The following is a 15778-nucleotide window of genomic DNA, read 5'->3' on the forward strand; positions in this document are numbered from 1 at the left end:
GGTATTGAATGAGTGGAGCCTAGTCGGGCTCCACTTCCAGTTTCAGGCTGTTGTCGTCCAGGCGTTCGGTGTGGCGGACGTTGCCTTGCAGGCGGCGGCCTTCGACGTTGACGACGATGGTTTTGGCCTTTTCAAGGTCTTCCGGCAAGGGGGCCGGGACGCGCAGGGCGAAGCGGTAGGGGTCGTTTTCGACGGGTTCCAGGCCAACCGGGCAGTCGACGCTTTTGGTGATGCGGCCGAACAGGGTGTCCAGGCCGTAGTCCAGGTGCGCCGGGCTGTTGATGGTTGTCATGTTGTTCCCCTCGAAATAGTCCCCGCCTGCGCGCAAGCTTAGCTTGCCGGTCGCCATGTGACGTTTTCCACGCCGAATTTTTCTGCCATCGGCTTGCTGGTCTTCTGCACTTTCTCCCGGCCGAAACGCGGGATGCGGCCGACCCCTGCGTCGCAGCTTGCCCAGTGCCACGCCTCGGTGTTGTCCATTTTGTCCGAGCGGATAATGAACGACTTAGGCGCGCCGTGAAGGGTGTAATCGATGACGTACAGTTTTGCGTTGTTCATAAAGCCCATCTTCCTCCCTGTGGTAATAGAAGGATCGCTGCGCTCCGGGAAAATTCACTCGGATTGTCCGACGGTATCTATCAATGGCGAGCGAAGGTGCGGACTGGTTACCATGGCGTTTCCGTCAACCCCGATGAATGTTCGCCATGGCCCTCGCTGCGCCCCCTGATCTGAGTGATACCGATGTGCCGGTGCAACCGCTGGCGCGGACGTATCCGCGTGGGCTGTTCATCGAGCCGCACGAGCATGTCTGGGGGCAGTTGCTGTATGCGATGAGCGGGGTGATGTGGGTCGAGACCCCGCATGAGGCGCTGGTGGTGCCGCCGCAGCGGGCGGTGTGGTTGCCGCCGGGGGTGCCGCACGGGATTCGGGTGGTGTCGGATTTGCAGATGCGCAATATCTACCTGCGCCCGGCGCTGGCGGCGACGCTGGATCAGACGGTGCAGGTGATCGAGGTCGGTGGTCTGCTGCGTGAGTTGATTGTCGGGCTGGTGGCGCAGGGCGACAGCGGGGATGCCGAGTATTACGAGGCGCTGGTCGGGCTGGCGCTGCTGGAGCTGAAACGTGCAAGGCGTTCGCAGCTGAAGATCCCGTTGCCGGACGATGCCGACCGGCGGTTGATGAGTCTGTGTCAGGCAGTGATGGCCGCGCCGTCGCTGGACATTCCTTTTGAGCAACATGCCGAAAACGCCGGGGCCAGCGTGCGCACCCTGGCGCGGTTGTTCAAGGAAGGGCTGGGCATGGGCTTTGCCGAGTGGCGGCGGCAGGTGCAGTTGGCGACGGCGGTGGCGGAGTTGATCCAGGGCGTGCCGGTCAGCGCGATTGCCCGGGAGCTGGGGTATTCGCCGAGCAGTTTCAGCGACATGTTCCGCCGTGAGCTGGGTGTCGCCCCTTCGCAGTTCGATGGCGGGCCGCTTGCCGGCTGATTTGGCCGAAATTCAGAAGTCCTTGGCCGATGCCGGTCGCCGCCTTTCCCTAGACTTTGCCCATTCCCTTTGTGTGGCGGAGTGATCCCATGAATTACCTGATTTCACTGGGCGTCGGTCTGGGTGTCGGCCTGCTGTATGGCGCGCTGGATGTCCGTTCTCCGGCGCCGCCGACCATCGCGCTGGTAGGCCTGCTGGGCATGCTGGCGGGCGAGCAGTTGTGGCCGATGGGCCGGCAACTGGTCAGTGGCTGGCTGTCCTGAATCCTGTCTTTTTCCTTCGGTGGAGATTTCCATGAAAGCACTGCAATTCGATAAAACCGGCGACCTGTCGTCCCTGCGCTTCGTCGAGGTGCCGACGCCGGTGCCGGGCGCTGACGAGGTGCTGGTGCAGATCAAGGCCGCGGGCCTCAATCCCAGCGACGTGAAGAACGTGCTCGGGCGTTTCCCGTATACCACGCTGCCGCGTATTCCCGGTCGGGACTTTGCCGGTGTGGTGGTCGAAGGGCCGCAGGCGTTGATCGGTCAGGAAGTCTGGGGCACCGGGCGTGAGCTGGGTTTCTTCGCCGATGGCTCCCATGCGCAGTTCGTCAAATTGCCGGCCAATGGCGTGGCGCATAAACCTTCGCATCTGAGTTTCACCCAGGCCGCCAGCCTCGGGGTGCCTTACACCACGGCGTGGGATGCGCTCGAGCGCAGTCTGGTGAGTGCCGAAACCCGTTTGCTGGTGATTGGTGGCGGGGCAGTGGCGACGGCGGCGCTGGCGCTGGCCAAGGTGCGCGGCGCGCAGTTGCTGGCGGCGGCGCGGCGGCCGGAGCAGGTCAGGGACTTGCAGGCGCAGGGTTATCAGACGATTCAGCTGGATAAACCCGAGGAGCTGGGTGCGCAGGTCAACGCCGTGTATCGCGGCGGTGCCGACGTGATCTTCGACACCACCGGTTTCTGGCTGCCGGCCTCGGTCGCGGCATTGGCGACCTTTGGGCGGATCGCGATCATCGCTGCGCCGGTGGACGGGCATGTGCAGTTGCCGGCGCTGGCCCTGTATCGCAAGGGCGGTTCGGTGGTCGGCATCAACTCGTTGCTGTATGGCGTTGAGGCCTGTGCGGCGATGCTCGAGCAGTTCGGCCGGTTCTTCGACGAAGACCGGCTGCCACTGCCGCAAGGGCTGGTGGAAGCGCCGCTGGCCGAAGGGCTGGCGCGCTATGCCGATGTTAATCAGGGCAGCGGTGACAAGGTCATTCTTATCCCCTGACCGCCGCTGTTCTGCATGTCATCACAAAGCCCTGCGGGAGCGAGTTTCGCACCCACAGGGCTTTGTGGGTCTCAGGATTGCGGGACGCCGTTCTCCCACGCCGACCAGTTTTTCAGGATGTCCTGCACCAACGGATTGCCCGCGCGGTAGAGGTTTTCCAGTGCCGGCACAAATCCGCCCTGATCGGCGTACTTGAGCAGGTTGTCCACTTCGCTGCCGCCCGGCGCCGGACGGTCGAAATCGGAGCCGGCGCGCACCACGGCGAGGCGCTGCACGTCCACCAGACCCTCGCGACTTGCGCGCAGCAAGGCTTCGTAGGTGGAGTTGTCTTCCTGTTGGGTGGTGCAGTATTCGCCCTGGTTGTCGGTCAGCAATTTGGTCCAGACCTCGGCGCGTTCGCTCAGGCGTGTGCCGGAGAACCAGGTGTTGCCCGCCAGCGTGTCGCAACGGGTGACCACCGGCGGTTGATTGGCCGGTGCTGCCGGGTATTTCAGGCGCCACGCGGCCGATTCCTTGCTTTCGCTCAGTTCGACCTTGTGGCTCAAGGCGAAGGCTTTTGCTTGTAGCTTCGGGTTGAGTTCGAAGACTTCGGTCTTGTAGTCCAGCGGCGGTTTTTCGTTCGGGCCTTGAGTGTTGATGCCGAGGTAACCGGTCGGCCAGCTCGATGGCGCATCGCGTGAATCCAGCTCCCACTGGGTGCCGAACTCGACCAGATAATGCGCCCAGGCGGCCGTGCCGATGGTCCCGTGTTTGGGGCTGATGCCGGCAATCCCGGCAATCAGGAAGTAGCTTTTGCGCAGGTCGAATTTCGGCGACAGCGCCAGTGCCAGTGTCGAAGCCGCTGCGTTGGTCTGGCCCATGCCGGTGGTCATCAGGCAGACCTGCTGTGTGTTGCAGCGGATGGTCGGGTATTCGGCCGACAGGCCCGGCACGCGGACTTCCTGTTTGAGTTCGAGGCGATCGATCCAGTGCTGTGCCTCCGGAGCGAACATGGTGATCAGCACGACTTTCGGCTGAATCGGTGCCTCGGCCGCCCATGCGGTGGAAGAGAGCAGGGCGGCAGCGGCCAGTGATACACGCGTCATTGCTTTCATGATTGCTCCTGGATTCAGAACTGATAACCGACGCCGGCGTAGTAACCCCAGCCGTTGGAACGTGCCCGGAAATTACCGTCGCCAAAATTCAGCTCGCTGCCATCCTCCCAGTTGCCGCCGTTGTGGAAATAACGGCCGACCAGGGTGAAGCGCAAGTGGGTGAACGAGTACAGCAACACGTTGGTTGCCACCGTGGCATTGGCAGTGCGCGCCGGGTTGTCCTTGTGGATGTCCGAGCCGAAATCGAAGTTGGTGAAGCCGATGTAGGTCAGCGAGGCACCGTTGCTGAATTTGTCGATCGGCACGATGTACTTGAGCTGCGCGCGGTAGCCGTCCCACGAGTATTCGTTGCTGGCGCCGTAGTTTTCCCACTGGTAGCGCCCGTACAGGTTGGCCGACAGATTGACCCGCGAATGGGTGTCGATGTCGGTGCCGAAACCGCTGTACAGCGTGTTGGCGCGGTTCTCTTTACGGCTGCCGTGGTCGTAGATCCAGTCGAACGTCACGTACCATTCCTTGAACGGCCCGATGGCCAGGCTGCGGCCGGCGAGGTAGTCGATGGAGATGCGCGGCTCGTGCTCCATGAACACCGGCGAGCCGTGATCCCACACGCCTTTGTCGTGGCTGTTGCCGATGTTGAAAATCTTCGGGATGTCGATGTAGCCGTAAAGCTCGAACGGCCCCTTGCGCCCGAAGTACTCGTATTCCAGGTAGATGTCGTCCGCCGGTTGCGGGCCGAAACTGATGTCCTTGCTGCCGATCAGCATCAGGTCCTGGTTGTACCAGTCCGACAGGTACGCGCCTTTTTTCGGCGGGCTGGCTTCGGGGCTGAGGGCTTCGCCCTGGGCGGAGTCCTCTGGCAGGGCAGGCTGCGCCAGCGTGGTCTGACTGAGAACTCCGGTAACGCCGGCCAGTAGCAGGGAAACAGCAAAAGTGCGCACACCGCGACGACGGTGGCAGGAGGAAACGTGCATTCAAAGTCCTTTTTGCGGATCACGGCCCGGAATCATAGGGCCTGTACGGTTTTGTAACGAAAAGGCAGTCAACGGTAGCTCGCAAACGTTTGCACAAGCCGTACCAGTTTCTCAAGTGGCTGAAAAATCGATTGATTCGCGGGTTTAGCTGGCGGCTCGGTCAACTCCCCTCAAAAGCGTCTGAAATAGCCCTCAAGTCCTTGCTCAGAACGGCCGGAAGTATCGACGCAGGGCCTTATCGCACAAAAGTATTAACACTATTTAACCGGTGCCCCATCGCAGGGCATCAACTAGCGTGTGTCTGGAATGGGACGGTTTATCTGTTGACCGTCATACGCTTGATACGCGTGCTGAATCTTGCCGCAGTTGCACGCCTTCAAGGACGAAATTGGCCACGCAAGGAGTAACCCGTGGAAGCAAGGTTTGGTGTCGCCCTCGTTTCGCGTTTTTCCCCACTGTCCCTTGCTGTGCATCTGAGCGTCGCCGGGCTGCTGTTCGGTGGCGTCAGCGAGCAGGCGTTCGCCACCTGCTCGGCGGCGGGCTCCACGATTACCTGTTCGGGCGTTCCGACCCTGCCGCTGTTTCTCAATGACTACAGCAGTGCCACCAGCGGCCTGACGGTCAACGTCACCAACGGCGCGCAGATGAACGCGACCCTGGGTGGCAAGGTCATCAACCTGACCGGCGCCAACATCAACCTGAACAACTCCGGGACCCTCGACCCGGCCTTGCTCGGCCTGGTGTCGATCCTCAGTGGCGGCGCGTTCATCGGCACCGGCGCAACCAGCACCGTGAGCATCGTCAACAACACCACCGGGCTCATTCGCGGCACCGGCATGTTGCTCGGACTCAACCTGACCAGCATCGACGGGCTGGGGATCGCCGTGAACAACTCGGTCTCGGGCACCACGACCATCACCAACGACGGCACGATTACCTCCACCGGGCTGTCGGTTGGCGGCATCACCCTGGCCGATACGCCAGTGGTCGGGGTGTATGGCGGTTCGCAAGTCAACATGACCAACAGCGCCAGCGGCACGATCAACGGCCGGGTCGCGTTCGAGACGTCGGTGGCGGGCAACACCTTCACCAACGCCGGTAACATCACCGGCGGCGTGTCGATGGGGGCGGGCAGCACCAACACCTTCTACGCGATCACCGGTTCCAGCGTTAACGTCGGCGACGGTGTGCAAGTCTCCGTCGGCCTCGGTGGCCTGATCGGCATCAACCTGACCTTCGCCCCGACCGGGACGATCGATGGCGGTGCGGCCGGTACCAACACGCTGATCCTGCAAAACCCGATCGGCCTCGGCGGCGGCACCACCGGGACCGGCACGGCGTCCAGCGCAACCTACGTCAACTTCAACAATCTGACCCTCAACAGCGGCACCTGGACCTTGCAGGGGCCATTGGTCAGCGGTGCGACCACCCTCAATGGCGGTGTCGCGCAGTTCAATGACAACGCGGCGTTCGGCAGCGGTGTGCTGACGTCCAACGGCGGGATTCTCCAGGCCAGCAATGCCGGTTTGACGCTGTCCAACCAGATCAACCTGGGTGGGACTGGCCTGACTCTGCAGGGCATCAACGGCATGACCCTGAACGGGGTGATTTCCGGCACGGGCGGCCTGACCAAGATCGGCAGCGGCCAGATCAACCTCAACGGCATCAACACTTACACCGGCAACACCGTGCTCAATGGCGGTGTGGTGCTGGTGGGCAACAACCAGGCGTTCAGCACCGGGGGCATCACCGTTGGCGGCTCTTCAAGTATCTCGGCGACGACGCCGATTTCGCTGGCGAACGCGATCACGCTCAACAGCACCCTGACCGCGACCGGCACGGGTGCGCTGACCCTGGGCGGAGTGATCAGCGGCGCCGCCAACCTGACCAAAACCGGCAGCGGCAGCCTGACCCTCAATGGCATCAACACCTACACCGGGACCACCAGCCTCAGCGCCGGCACCTTGCGTGTCGGCAACAACAACGCCCTGGGCACCGGTGTCCTCAACACCAGCAACGGCACCAGCCTCGACAGCACCGGCAACGTGACCCTGGCCAACAACGTCGGCATCACCGGTGCGCTGAACGTGCTCGGCAGCAATGCCCTGACCCTGGCCGGCATCGTCTCCGGCACCGGCGCGATCACCAAAAGCGGCAGCGCCAGCCTGACCCTGACCGGCAACAACACCAACAGCGGCACCACCGCGCTCAACGGCGGCAGTTTGCTCGTCGGCAGCAACACCGCCCTCGGCACGGGCGCCTTGAACGCGGCGGCCGGCACCACGCTGGATGCGACCACCGCCGTGACCCTGGCCAACGCAGTGGCGCTGGCAGGCGGGCTGACCATCGGCGGCACCCAGGCGCTGGGCCTGAGCGGTGTCATCAGCGGCGCCGGCAACCTGATCAAGGGCGGCACCGCGAACCTGACCCTCAGCGGCAACAACACCTTCTCCGGCGGCACGGCACTGAATGCCGGGACGCTGATCGTCGGCTCCAACACCGCGCTGGGCACTGGCGCGCTGACCACGGCGGCGGGCACCACCCTCGATGCCAGCACCGCCGTGGCGCTGAGCAACGCCGTCGCCCTCGGCGGCAACCTGAACATTGGCGGCAGCGCCAACCTGACCCTCGGCGGCGTGGTCAGCGGCAGCGGCGGGCTGACCAAGAACGGCGCGGCGAACCTGATTCTCAACGGCACCAATACGTTTCTCGGTGCCGTTGCGTTGAACGCGGGCACCATCACAGCGGGTGCCAATGCTGCGCTGGGCAGTGGCAATATCACCGTCGGCGGCGCGGCGACCCTCGACAGCAATACCGCGGTGACGCTGAACAACAACGTCATTCTCAACAACAATCTGGGGATCGGCGGCAGCAGTGCACTGACCCTCGGCGGCGTGATCAGCGGCGCCAGCCAGTTGATCAAGAACGGCACGGCCAACCTGACCCTCAACGGCGCCAACACCTTCACCGGCGGCACCGCGCTCAACGCCGGCAGCCTGACCGTCGGCAACGGCGCGGCGCTCGGCACCGGCACGCTGTCTGTGGGCGGGTCGGGCGGCACGCTCAACAGCAGCGCCAACGTGACGCTGAACAACGCCATTGCCCTGAACGCCAACCTCACCACCGGCGGCGCCAACCCGCTGACCCTCGGCGGTGTGATCAGCGGCGGCAGCAACCTGATCAAGACCGGTGCTTCGACCCTGACCCTGACCGGCAACAACACCTACACCGGCGCTACTTCGCTGAACGCCGGGACGTTGGTCGTCGGCTCCAACACCGCCCTCGGCACTGGAGTACTCAACGCCGCCAACGGCACCACACTGGATGCCAGCACGGCGGCGAGCCTGGCCAACAACGTCAACCTTGGCGGCAACGTGACCATTGGCGGCAGTAACGCGCTGACCCTCGCGGGTGTGGTCTCCGGGGTCGGTGGCCTGACCAAAAGCGGCCCGGCCGACCTGATCCTCAACGGCGCCAACACCTACTTCGGCAACACCGCGTTGAACGTCGGCAAAATGATTGTCGGCAGCAACACCGCGCTGGGCAGCGGTGCACTGAACGCAGCGGCCGGCACCACGCTGGATACCAATACCGCCGTCACTCTGGGCAACCAGGTCAACCTCGCCGGGGCGCTCAATGTGGGCGGCAGCGCGGATCTGAGCCTCACCGGAACCGTCGCTGGTGCCGGTAGCCTGGTGAAAAACGGCGCGGCCAATCTGAACCTCAACGGCACCAACACCTACGCCGGCGGCACCACCCTGAATGCCGGTACGCTGACTGTCGGCAACAGCTCGGCGCTCGGCACTGGCGCCTTGACCGTCGGCGGTGCAGCAACGCTCGACAGCAGTTCACCGCTGGTCAGCCTGGCTAACGCAGTTGTGCTGAATGCGGCGCTGAGCGTCGGCGGCACGCAGAACCTGACCCTCGGCGGTGTGCTCAGCGGCACCGGCCAACTGGTCAAGAACGGCAGCGCCAACCTGACCGTCAACGGCACCAACACTTTCAGCGGCGGAACCACCCTCAACGCCGGCACCCTGACCGTCGGCGCGCCCGGCGCACTGGGCAGCGGCACGCTCACCGTCGGTGGCGCCGCGACGCTGGACAACAGCACCGCCTTCACCCTCGGCAACAACATCACCCTCGATGCCGGGCTGACCCTGGCCGGCAACAACGGCCTGACCCTCAGCGGCGTGATCGACGGCGCCGGCAGCCTGACCAAAACCGGTCTGGACGACCTGGCTCTCAGCGGCACCAACACCTTCACCGGCGCGCTGAACATTGCCGCCGGCAGTGTCACCACCCTGAGCAGCGGGGCGCTGGGCAACACCTCCGGCGCCAACATCAGCGCCGGCGCCAGCCTCAACCTCGGCAGCAGCGCCAGCCTCGACGGCCTGAGTGGCAGCGGCAGCGTGCAGATCGGTGGTGGCAATACCCTCACCGTGGGCGGGGTGAGCAGCACCAGCACCTTCGACGGCGACCTGAGCGGCAACGGCGGTCTGACCAAGGTCGGCACCGGCACCCTGAACCTGACCGGGATTAACGGCATCGTCGGCAACACCGCCGTCAACGGCGGCACCCTGAACCTCAGCGGTTCGCTGGCCAGTGCCCAGGTCAACGTCAATACCGGCGGCACCCTCACCGGTAACGGTTCGGCACTCGGTGCGATGACCATCAACAGCGGCGGTCACCTGGCCCTGTCGTCGGGTAATACACTCTCGGCCGGATCATTGACGCTCGCAGCCGGCAGCAATGTCGATGCGGCGCTGGGGACGCCATCGACCACGTCGCTGATGAACGTCGGCGGCAACCTCACCCTCGACGGTAATCTCAACGTCACCGATGCCGGTGGTTTCGGCGTCGGTGTGTATCGTCTGTTCAACTACACCGGTGCCCTGACCAATCTGGGCCTGGATGTTGCCAGCGTGCCGGTCGGTTATGGGCTGGGCGATCTGGTGGTGCAGATCGGGGTCGCCAATCAGATCAACATTCAGGTCTCGGCGCCGAATTCGGACATTCGTTACTGGGACGGCAGCCAGACCATCGCCAACGGTACTGTCGATGGCGGCAGCGGTACCTGGAACGGCGCCGGCACCAACTGGACCGACGCCAATGGTCTGGTCAATCAGACCTGGGCCGGCGACTTCGCGGTGTTCCAGGGCACGGCCGGGACGGTGTCGGTCAACGGCACTCAACTGTTCACCGGCATGCAGTTCCTCACCGATGGCTACAACGTGGTCAACGGCACCTCGGGACTGCTGACCGCCGTCAACGGTGCCGGCGGCACCACGGCGATGCGGGTTGATCCGGGCGTGACTGCCACGGTTGGCGTGAACATCAACGGCAGCGGCATTCTCAATAAGCTCGACAGCGGCACCCTGGTGCTCAATGGCGCCAACAGCTACACCGGCGGCACGCAACTCGATGGCGGCAAAATCGTGGTCGGCAGCAACACCGCGCTGGGCAGCGGTGCGTTGATCGCCAATGCCGGCACGCAACTGGACAGCAACACCGCCGTGACCCTGGCCAACGCGGCCACGCTCAACGGTAACCTCACGATCGTTGGCAGCAATGCGCTGGCCCTCAACGGTGTGATAAACGGCACCGGCGGGCTGATCAAGAACGGCTCGGCCAACCTGACCCTTGGCGGCAACAACGCCTTCCTCGGGCCGGTGGCACTGAATGCGGGCGGGTTGATTCTGGCGTCGAACAGCGCGCTGGGCTCGGCCACCCTGAACGCGGCGAACGGCACCACCCTGGATGCCAGCGGCGCTTTCACGGCGGGTAACGCGATCAACCTGGCGGGCAACCTCGGCATCGTCGGCAGCAACGATCTGACGCTGAGCGGCGCGATCAACGGCGCCGGCAGCCTGACCAAGAATGGCGCGGCCAACCTGATCCTCAGCGGGGCCAACAACTTCCTCGGTGGCATCACCCTCAACGCCGGCACCCTGACCGCCGGCAGCAACGGCGCCCTCGGTCTGGGCAACCTGACCGTGGCGGGTGCTTCGGCGCTGGACAGCAACACCTCGGTGTCGCTGGGCAACAACGTGGTGCTCAATGCCAACCTGACCAACACCGGCAACAGCGACGTGGCGCTCAGCGGCGTGGTCAGCGGCACTGGCGGTCTGATCAAGAACGGCGCGTCCAACCTGACCCTCAACGGCATCAACACCTACAGCGGCGGCACCACACTGAACGCCGGCACCGTGACCCTCGGCACCTCGGCGGGTCTGGGTTCCGGCGCGGTGACCGTGGCGGGCGCTTCGACCCTCGACACCACGGCGCCGCTGGTGCTGGCCAACAACATCAACGTCAATGCCAACCTCAGCGTGGCCGGCAACAACAACCTGACCCTCGGTGGCGTGATCGCCGGGGCGGGCACCCTGACCAAGAACGGTCTGGCCGACCTGACGCTGTCCGGCAACAACACCTTCAGCGGCACCTTCGATGTGCAGTCCGGCAGCCTGACCACCCTGGGCAACTCGGCACTGGGCAGCAACGCCGGGGTCAATCTCGGCGCTGCGGCGACCCTCAACCTCGGCGGCTCCGGCAGCCTCGCCAGCCTGACCGGCACCGGCACCGCTCTAATTGGCGGCGGCAACACGCTGAGCATCGGCGGCAACAACGCCAGCAGCATCTTCGACGGTGTACTTACCGGCACCGGCGAGTTGAGCAAACTCGGCACCGGCACGTTGACCCTGACCGGCCTCAACAGCCTGACCGGCAACACCACGGTTAACGCCGGTACCTTGAACGTCAGCGGCTCACTGGACAGCGCCAGTGTGCTGGTCAACAGCGGCGGCACTCTGACCGGCGGCGGTTCGCTCGGCGGGGCCGTGACCGTGGCGGATGGCGGTCATCTGGCCGGCGCCACCGGCAGCACCCTGTCGGTGAATTCGCTGGTATTCAACGCCAACTCCAACTTCGATGTCGGCCTCGGTACACCGGTCTCCGGTGGCGGCAACCCGCTGGTCAATGTCGGCGGCAACCTGACCCTCGACGGCACGCTTAACGTCAGCGACATCGGCGGTTTCGGCAGCGGCGTGTACCGGTTGATCAACTACACCGGCGGTCTGACCGACAACGGCATGCTGATCGGCACCGTGCCGGGCAGCGTCACCCCGGGCGACCTGACCCTGCAAACCGCACTGGCCAACCAGATCAACCTGCTGGTCACCGCACCGGGCGTCACCGTGCAGTTCTGGGACGGCAACCAGCTCGTCGCCAATGGTTCGGTGGATGGCGGCAGCGGTACCTGGGGCACCGGCACCACCAACTGGACCGACGTCAACGGCACCACCAATCAGGCCTGGACCAACAGCTTCGCGGTGTTCCAGGGCACGGCGGGCACCGTCACGGTGAACGGCGCGCAAACCATCACCGGCATGCAGTTCGTCACCGATGGCTACAGCCTGCAGAACGGCACGGCCGGTTCGCTGAATCTGGTCAACGGATCGCTGGGCAATGCCACCGTGCGGGTCGACCCGAACGTCACCGCCACCGTGGGCGTGGCGCTCAACGGCGCCGGCACACTGGGCAAATACGACACCGGCACCCTGGTGCTCAACGCCGCCAACGGCTACACCGGCGGTACTGCGCTCAACGGCGGCAAGATCGTGGTCGGCAACAACGCGGCCCTCGGCACCGGCGTGTTGACCGCCGCCAACGGCACGGCGCTGGACAGCAACGCAGCGGTCAGCCTGGCCAACGCCGTGGTGCTCAACGGCGGACTCACCGTCACCGGCGCCAACGCATTGACCCTCGGCGGTGTGGTCAGCGGCAGCGGCAGTCTGATCAAGACCGGCGCATCGAGCCTGACCCTCAACGGCAGCAACACTTACAGCGGCGGTACCCAGCTCTCGGGTGGCTCGCTGATCCTGGGCAACAACAGCGCGATCAGCAGCGGCGCCCTCAGCGTGCTGGGCAATGGCACCCTCGACAGCACTTCTGCGCTGCAACTGGCCAACGCCATCAACCTGGGTGCGCAACTGACCCTGGCCGGCAACCAGAACACCACGCTGATCGGTGCGATCACCGGCAGCGGCAGCCTGGTGAAAAACGGCAGTGGCGACCTCGTCCTCAGCGGCGCCAACACCTACAGCGGCGGCACGACGCTGAACGGCGGCAGCACCCGTGGCGACACCAGCAGCCTGCAAGGTGCAATCGTCAACAACGCGACGCTGACCTTCGAGCAGAACAGTAACGGCAGCTACACCGGCAACCTGACGGGCGCCGGCACTCTGAACAAAACCGGCACCGGCGCCTTGTTGCTGACCGGCAACAACACCTTCACCGGCAACACCGCGGTGCAGGCCGGTTCGCTGAACGTCAACGGTGTGCTCAACAGTGCCAACGTCAACGTCGCCAGCGGGGCGAAAATTGGCGGCAGCGGCGTGTTCGCAGGCGCCGTGCAACTGGCCAACGGTGCGACGCTGACGGGCGGCGGCACTGCAACGCCGTTGTCGATCGGTTCGCTGGCGTTGTCTTCGGGCACTAACCTGGACTTCACCCTCGGCTCGGCCACCAGTTCCACAACCGTGGTCAACGTCGCCGGCAACCTGACCCTCGACGGCACGCTGAACATCAGCAATGCCGGCGGCTTTGGCACCGGGGTCTATCAATTGTTCAGCTACGGCGGCAGCCTGACCAACAACGGTCTGGTCTACGGCAGCCTGCCGGTATCGGCGGCCAACCTGACCCTGCAGACCGCGCTGGCCAATCAGGTCAACCTGCTGGTGCAAAACACCCCGGGCGAAGTGCAGTTCTGGAACGGTGGCAAAACCAATCCGGACGGCAGCATCGGTGGTGGCAGCGGCGTGTGGGGGCCGAATACCAACTGGACCGATCCGAGCGGTACCCAGGCGCTGGCGTCGAACGGTCAGTTCGCCGTGTTCGGCGGGCAGAGCGGGACGGTCACCGTGCAAGGCAATCAGAACTTCACCGGGTTGCAGTTCCTCTCCAGCGGTTACAGCCTGGTTCCAGGCGCTGGCGGTACGCTGACCCCGGTCAACGGCCCGGGCGGCAGCCTTGCGCCGGTACGGGTGAATGCCGGTGGCAGCGCGGAAATTTCCGCACCGCTGGTGGGCAGTGGCGGCATAGAGAAGCTGGATTCCGGCACTCTGGTCCTCAGCGGCGCCAACACCTACAGCGGCGGGACCACGGTCAGCGGCGGTACGCTGATCGGTAATACCACCAGCCTGCAAGGCAACATCCTCAACAACGCATCGCTGGTGTTCCAGCAGAACGCCAACGGCCAGTTCAACGGTCGCCTCAGCGGTGTCGGCGCCCTGGCCAAACGCGGTGCCGCGCGCTTGCTGCTGACCGGTGATCAACCCTTCAGCGGCACCGTGGCGGTGGATCAGGGCGTGCTGCAAGTCGGCAGCCGTGCGGCGCGGGCCTCCCTCGCCGGGCAGGTCACCGTGGCCAATGGCGCGGGCCTGAGCGGTAATGGCAGCGTCGGTTCGGTGGTCAACCATGGGGTGGTGGCTTCCGGTGGCGAGGACGGCACCTTGAGTGTCGCCGGCAACCTGACCAACGCCGCCGACGGTGTACTGGCCCTGACGGTCAGCTCGCCGACTGCTACTCCGCTGGCCGTCGGTGGTACCGCGACTTTGAGCGGTGGTCTGCAGGTCAACAGCCTGGCGCCGTTCACCGGCAACACCGTGTACTCGCTGATCACCGCCGGTGGCGGGGTGAACGGCACCTTCAGCGCTGCCGATCTGCCGCAATATGCGTTCCTCGACACGGCGCTGGTGTATGACCCGAACGCGGTGACCCTGGTGGTCAGCCGCAACGGCAACTCGTTCGTCGACGTCGCTGCTACCCGCAACCAGCGCAACACCGCTTCGGCGTTGATGCGTAACGGCGCGGCGGGCGCTGCGTTGCAGAACGAAATCATCAATCTCAGTGTGGCGGGCGCACGTAACGCCTTCGACAGTCTGTCGGGTGAAATCCATGCCAGCACCGCCAGCGCAATCCTTGAGGATTCGCGCTACGTGCGGGACGCGGTCAACGACCGTATGCGCCAGCCGTCGTGCAGCGCACCGGACGATCCACGCCGCGCCCTGGCCCCGAGCGACAATCAGTTGAGCAGCAACGGCTGCCACGGCGAAATGGTCGGCTGGGCCCGCGCACTCGGGGCCTGGGGCGAGTCGGACGGCAACAGCAACAGCGCGAAGCTGGATCGCAACCTGAGCGGCTTCATGCTCGGCACCGACAAGCAGATCGACGACCAGTGGCGCGTCGGCATGGCCGCCGGCTACACCCGCAGCGATCTGGATGCTCACGATCGTCGCTCGGATGCCACGGTCGAGAGCTACCACCTGGCGGCGTACCTCAACTCGCAATTCGATGCCCTGGCGGTGCGCCTTGGCGCGGCCTACAGCTGGCACGACATCGAAACCAAGCGCGACGTCAGCGTCGGTGCCTACAACGATCGGTTGAAGGCTAATTACGACGCGCGCAGTGCTCAGGTGTTCGGTGAAGTCGGCTATGCCATCGAAGCGGCCGGGATTGCCCTGGAACCGTTCGCCGGCCTGGCGTACGTCAACTACGACAGCGACAAGGCCAAGGAGAAAGGCGGAGTAGGGCGCCTGCGCGCCGAGTCCGATCAGGACATCACCTTCTCGACCCTGGGCGTGCGCGCCGGCAAGGTCATCACCCTGGCCAACGGCGGGCAGTTCACCCCGCGCGCGGCGCTCGGCTGGCGACATGCCTTCGGCGACACCAAGCCCGACGCCGATCTGACCTTCATCGACGGCGGCGCCTCGTTCAACACCCAGGGCGTGCCGATTGCCAAGGACAGCGCGGTGGTCGAAGCAGGCGTGGACTTCCAGATCAGCCCGACCGGCAAACTTGGTATCGGCTATTCGGGGCAGCTGTCGAACGAGAGCAACGACCATGCGATGACCATCAGCTTCAGCCTCGGATTCTGATTCAGGAGCGAAGCACTTCAGCCGCCCGAAAGGGCGGCTTT

At 64.7% G+C, this 15778-nt stretch carries 8 protein-coding genes; 4 read left to right on the plus strand and 4 right to left on the minus strand.

What is annotated here, in order from left to right:
* Nucleotides 1-19: 19 nt before the first annotated feature.
* Together CAF90_RS20440 and CAF90_RS20445 are read right to left on the minus strand one after the other, a co-directional pair.
* On the minus strand, nt 20-292 hold the full coding sequence (locus tag CAF90_RS20440; RefSeq protein ID WP_085608379.1) for a hypothetical protein: 273 nt from the start codon (nt 290-292) through the stop codon (nt 20-22).
* A gap of 38 nt (nt 293-330) precedes the next feature.
* Nucleotides 331-558, minus strand: a complete 228-nt coding sequence (locus tag CAF90_RS20445) for a DUF6555 family protein (RefSeq protein WP_011335095.1) — start codon at nt 556-558, stop codon at nt 331-333.
* Nucleotides 559-695: 137 nt separating this feature from the next.
* On the opposite strand from CAF90_RS20445, the gene CAF90_RS20450 reads away from it, so the two are divergent.
* The 3 genes from CAF90_RS20450 (at nt 696) to CAF90_RS20460 (ending at nt 2735) form a co-directional block, all read left to right on the plus strand.
* On the plus strand, nt 696-1484 hold the full coding sequence (locus tag CAF90_RS20450; RefSeq protein WP_085608280.1) for a helix-turn-helix domain-containing protein: 789 nt from the start codon (nt 696-698) through the stop codon (nt 1482-1484).
* 89 nt (nt 1485-1573) lie between these two features.
* Complete coding sequence (locus CAF90_RS20455) at nt 1574-1747, plus strand: DUF1427 family protein (protein WP_007958996.1); 174 nt, start codon at nt 1574-1576, stop codon at nt 1745-1747.
* 31 nt (nt 1748-1778) lie between these two features.
* The gene (locus CAF90_RS20460; RefSeq protein ID WP_085608281.1) at nt 1779-2735 is read left to right on the plus strand and encodes a zinc-binding alcohol dehydrogenase family protein; all 957 of its coding nucleotides are present in this window, start codon (nt 1779-1781) and stop codon (nt 2733-2735) included.
* Nucleotides 2736-2806: 71 nt separating this feature from the next.
* Here CAF90_RS20460 and CAF90_RS20465 read toward each other — a convergent pair whose 3' ends face one another.
* Complete coding sequence (locus tag CAF90_RS20465) at nt 2807-3829, minus strand: purine nucleoside permease (protein ID WP_085608282.1); 1023 nt, start codon at nt 3827-3829, stop codon at nt 2807-2809.
* 14 nt (nt 3830-3843) lie between these two features.
* Nucleotides 3844-4803, minus strand: coding sequence for a nucleoside-specific channel-forming protein Tsx (locus tag CAF90_RS20470; RefSeq protein WP_085608283.1), 960 nt, complete (start codon nt 4801-4803; stop codon nt 3844-3846).
* A gap of 410 nt (nt 4804-5213) precedes the next feature.
* Here CAF90_RS20470 and CAF90_RS20475 point away from each other — a divergent pair, with 410 nt between their 5' ends.
* Complete coding sequence (locus CAF90_RS20475; protein ID WP_085608284.1) at nt 5214-15737, plus strand: autotransporter-associated beta strand repeat-containing protein; 10524 nt, start codon at nt 5214-5216, stop codon at nt 15735-15737.
* Nucleotides 15738-15778 lie beyond the last annotated feature (41 nt).

Origin of the sequence: Pseudomonas sp. B37(2017), assembly GCF_002112885.1 — a bacterium.
GTDB classification, from domain to species: domain Bacteria; phylum Pseudomonadota; class Gammaproteobacteria; order Pseudomonadales; family Pseudomonadaceae; genus Aquipseudomonas; species Aquipseudomonas paraglycinae.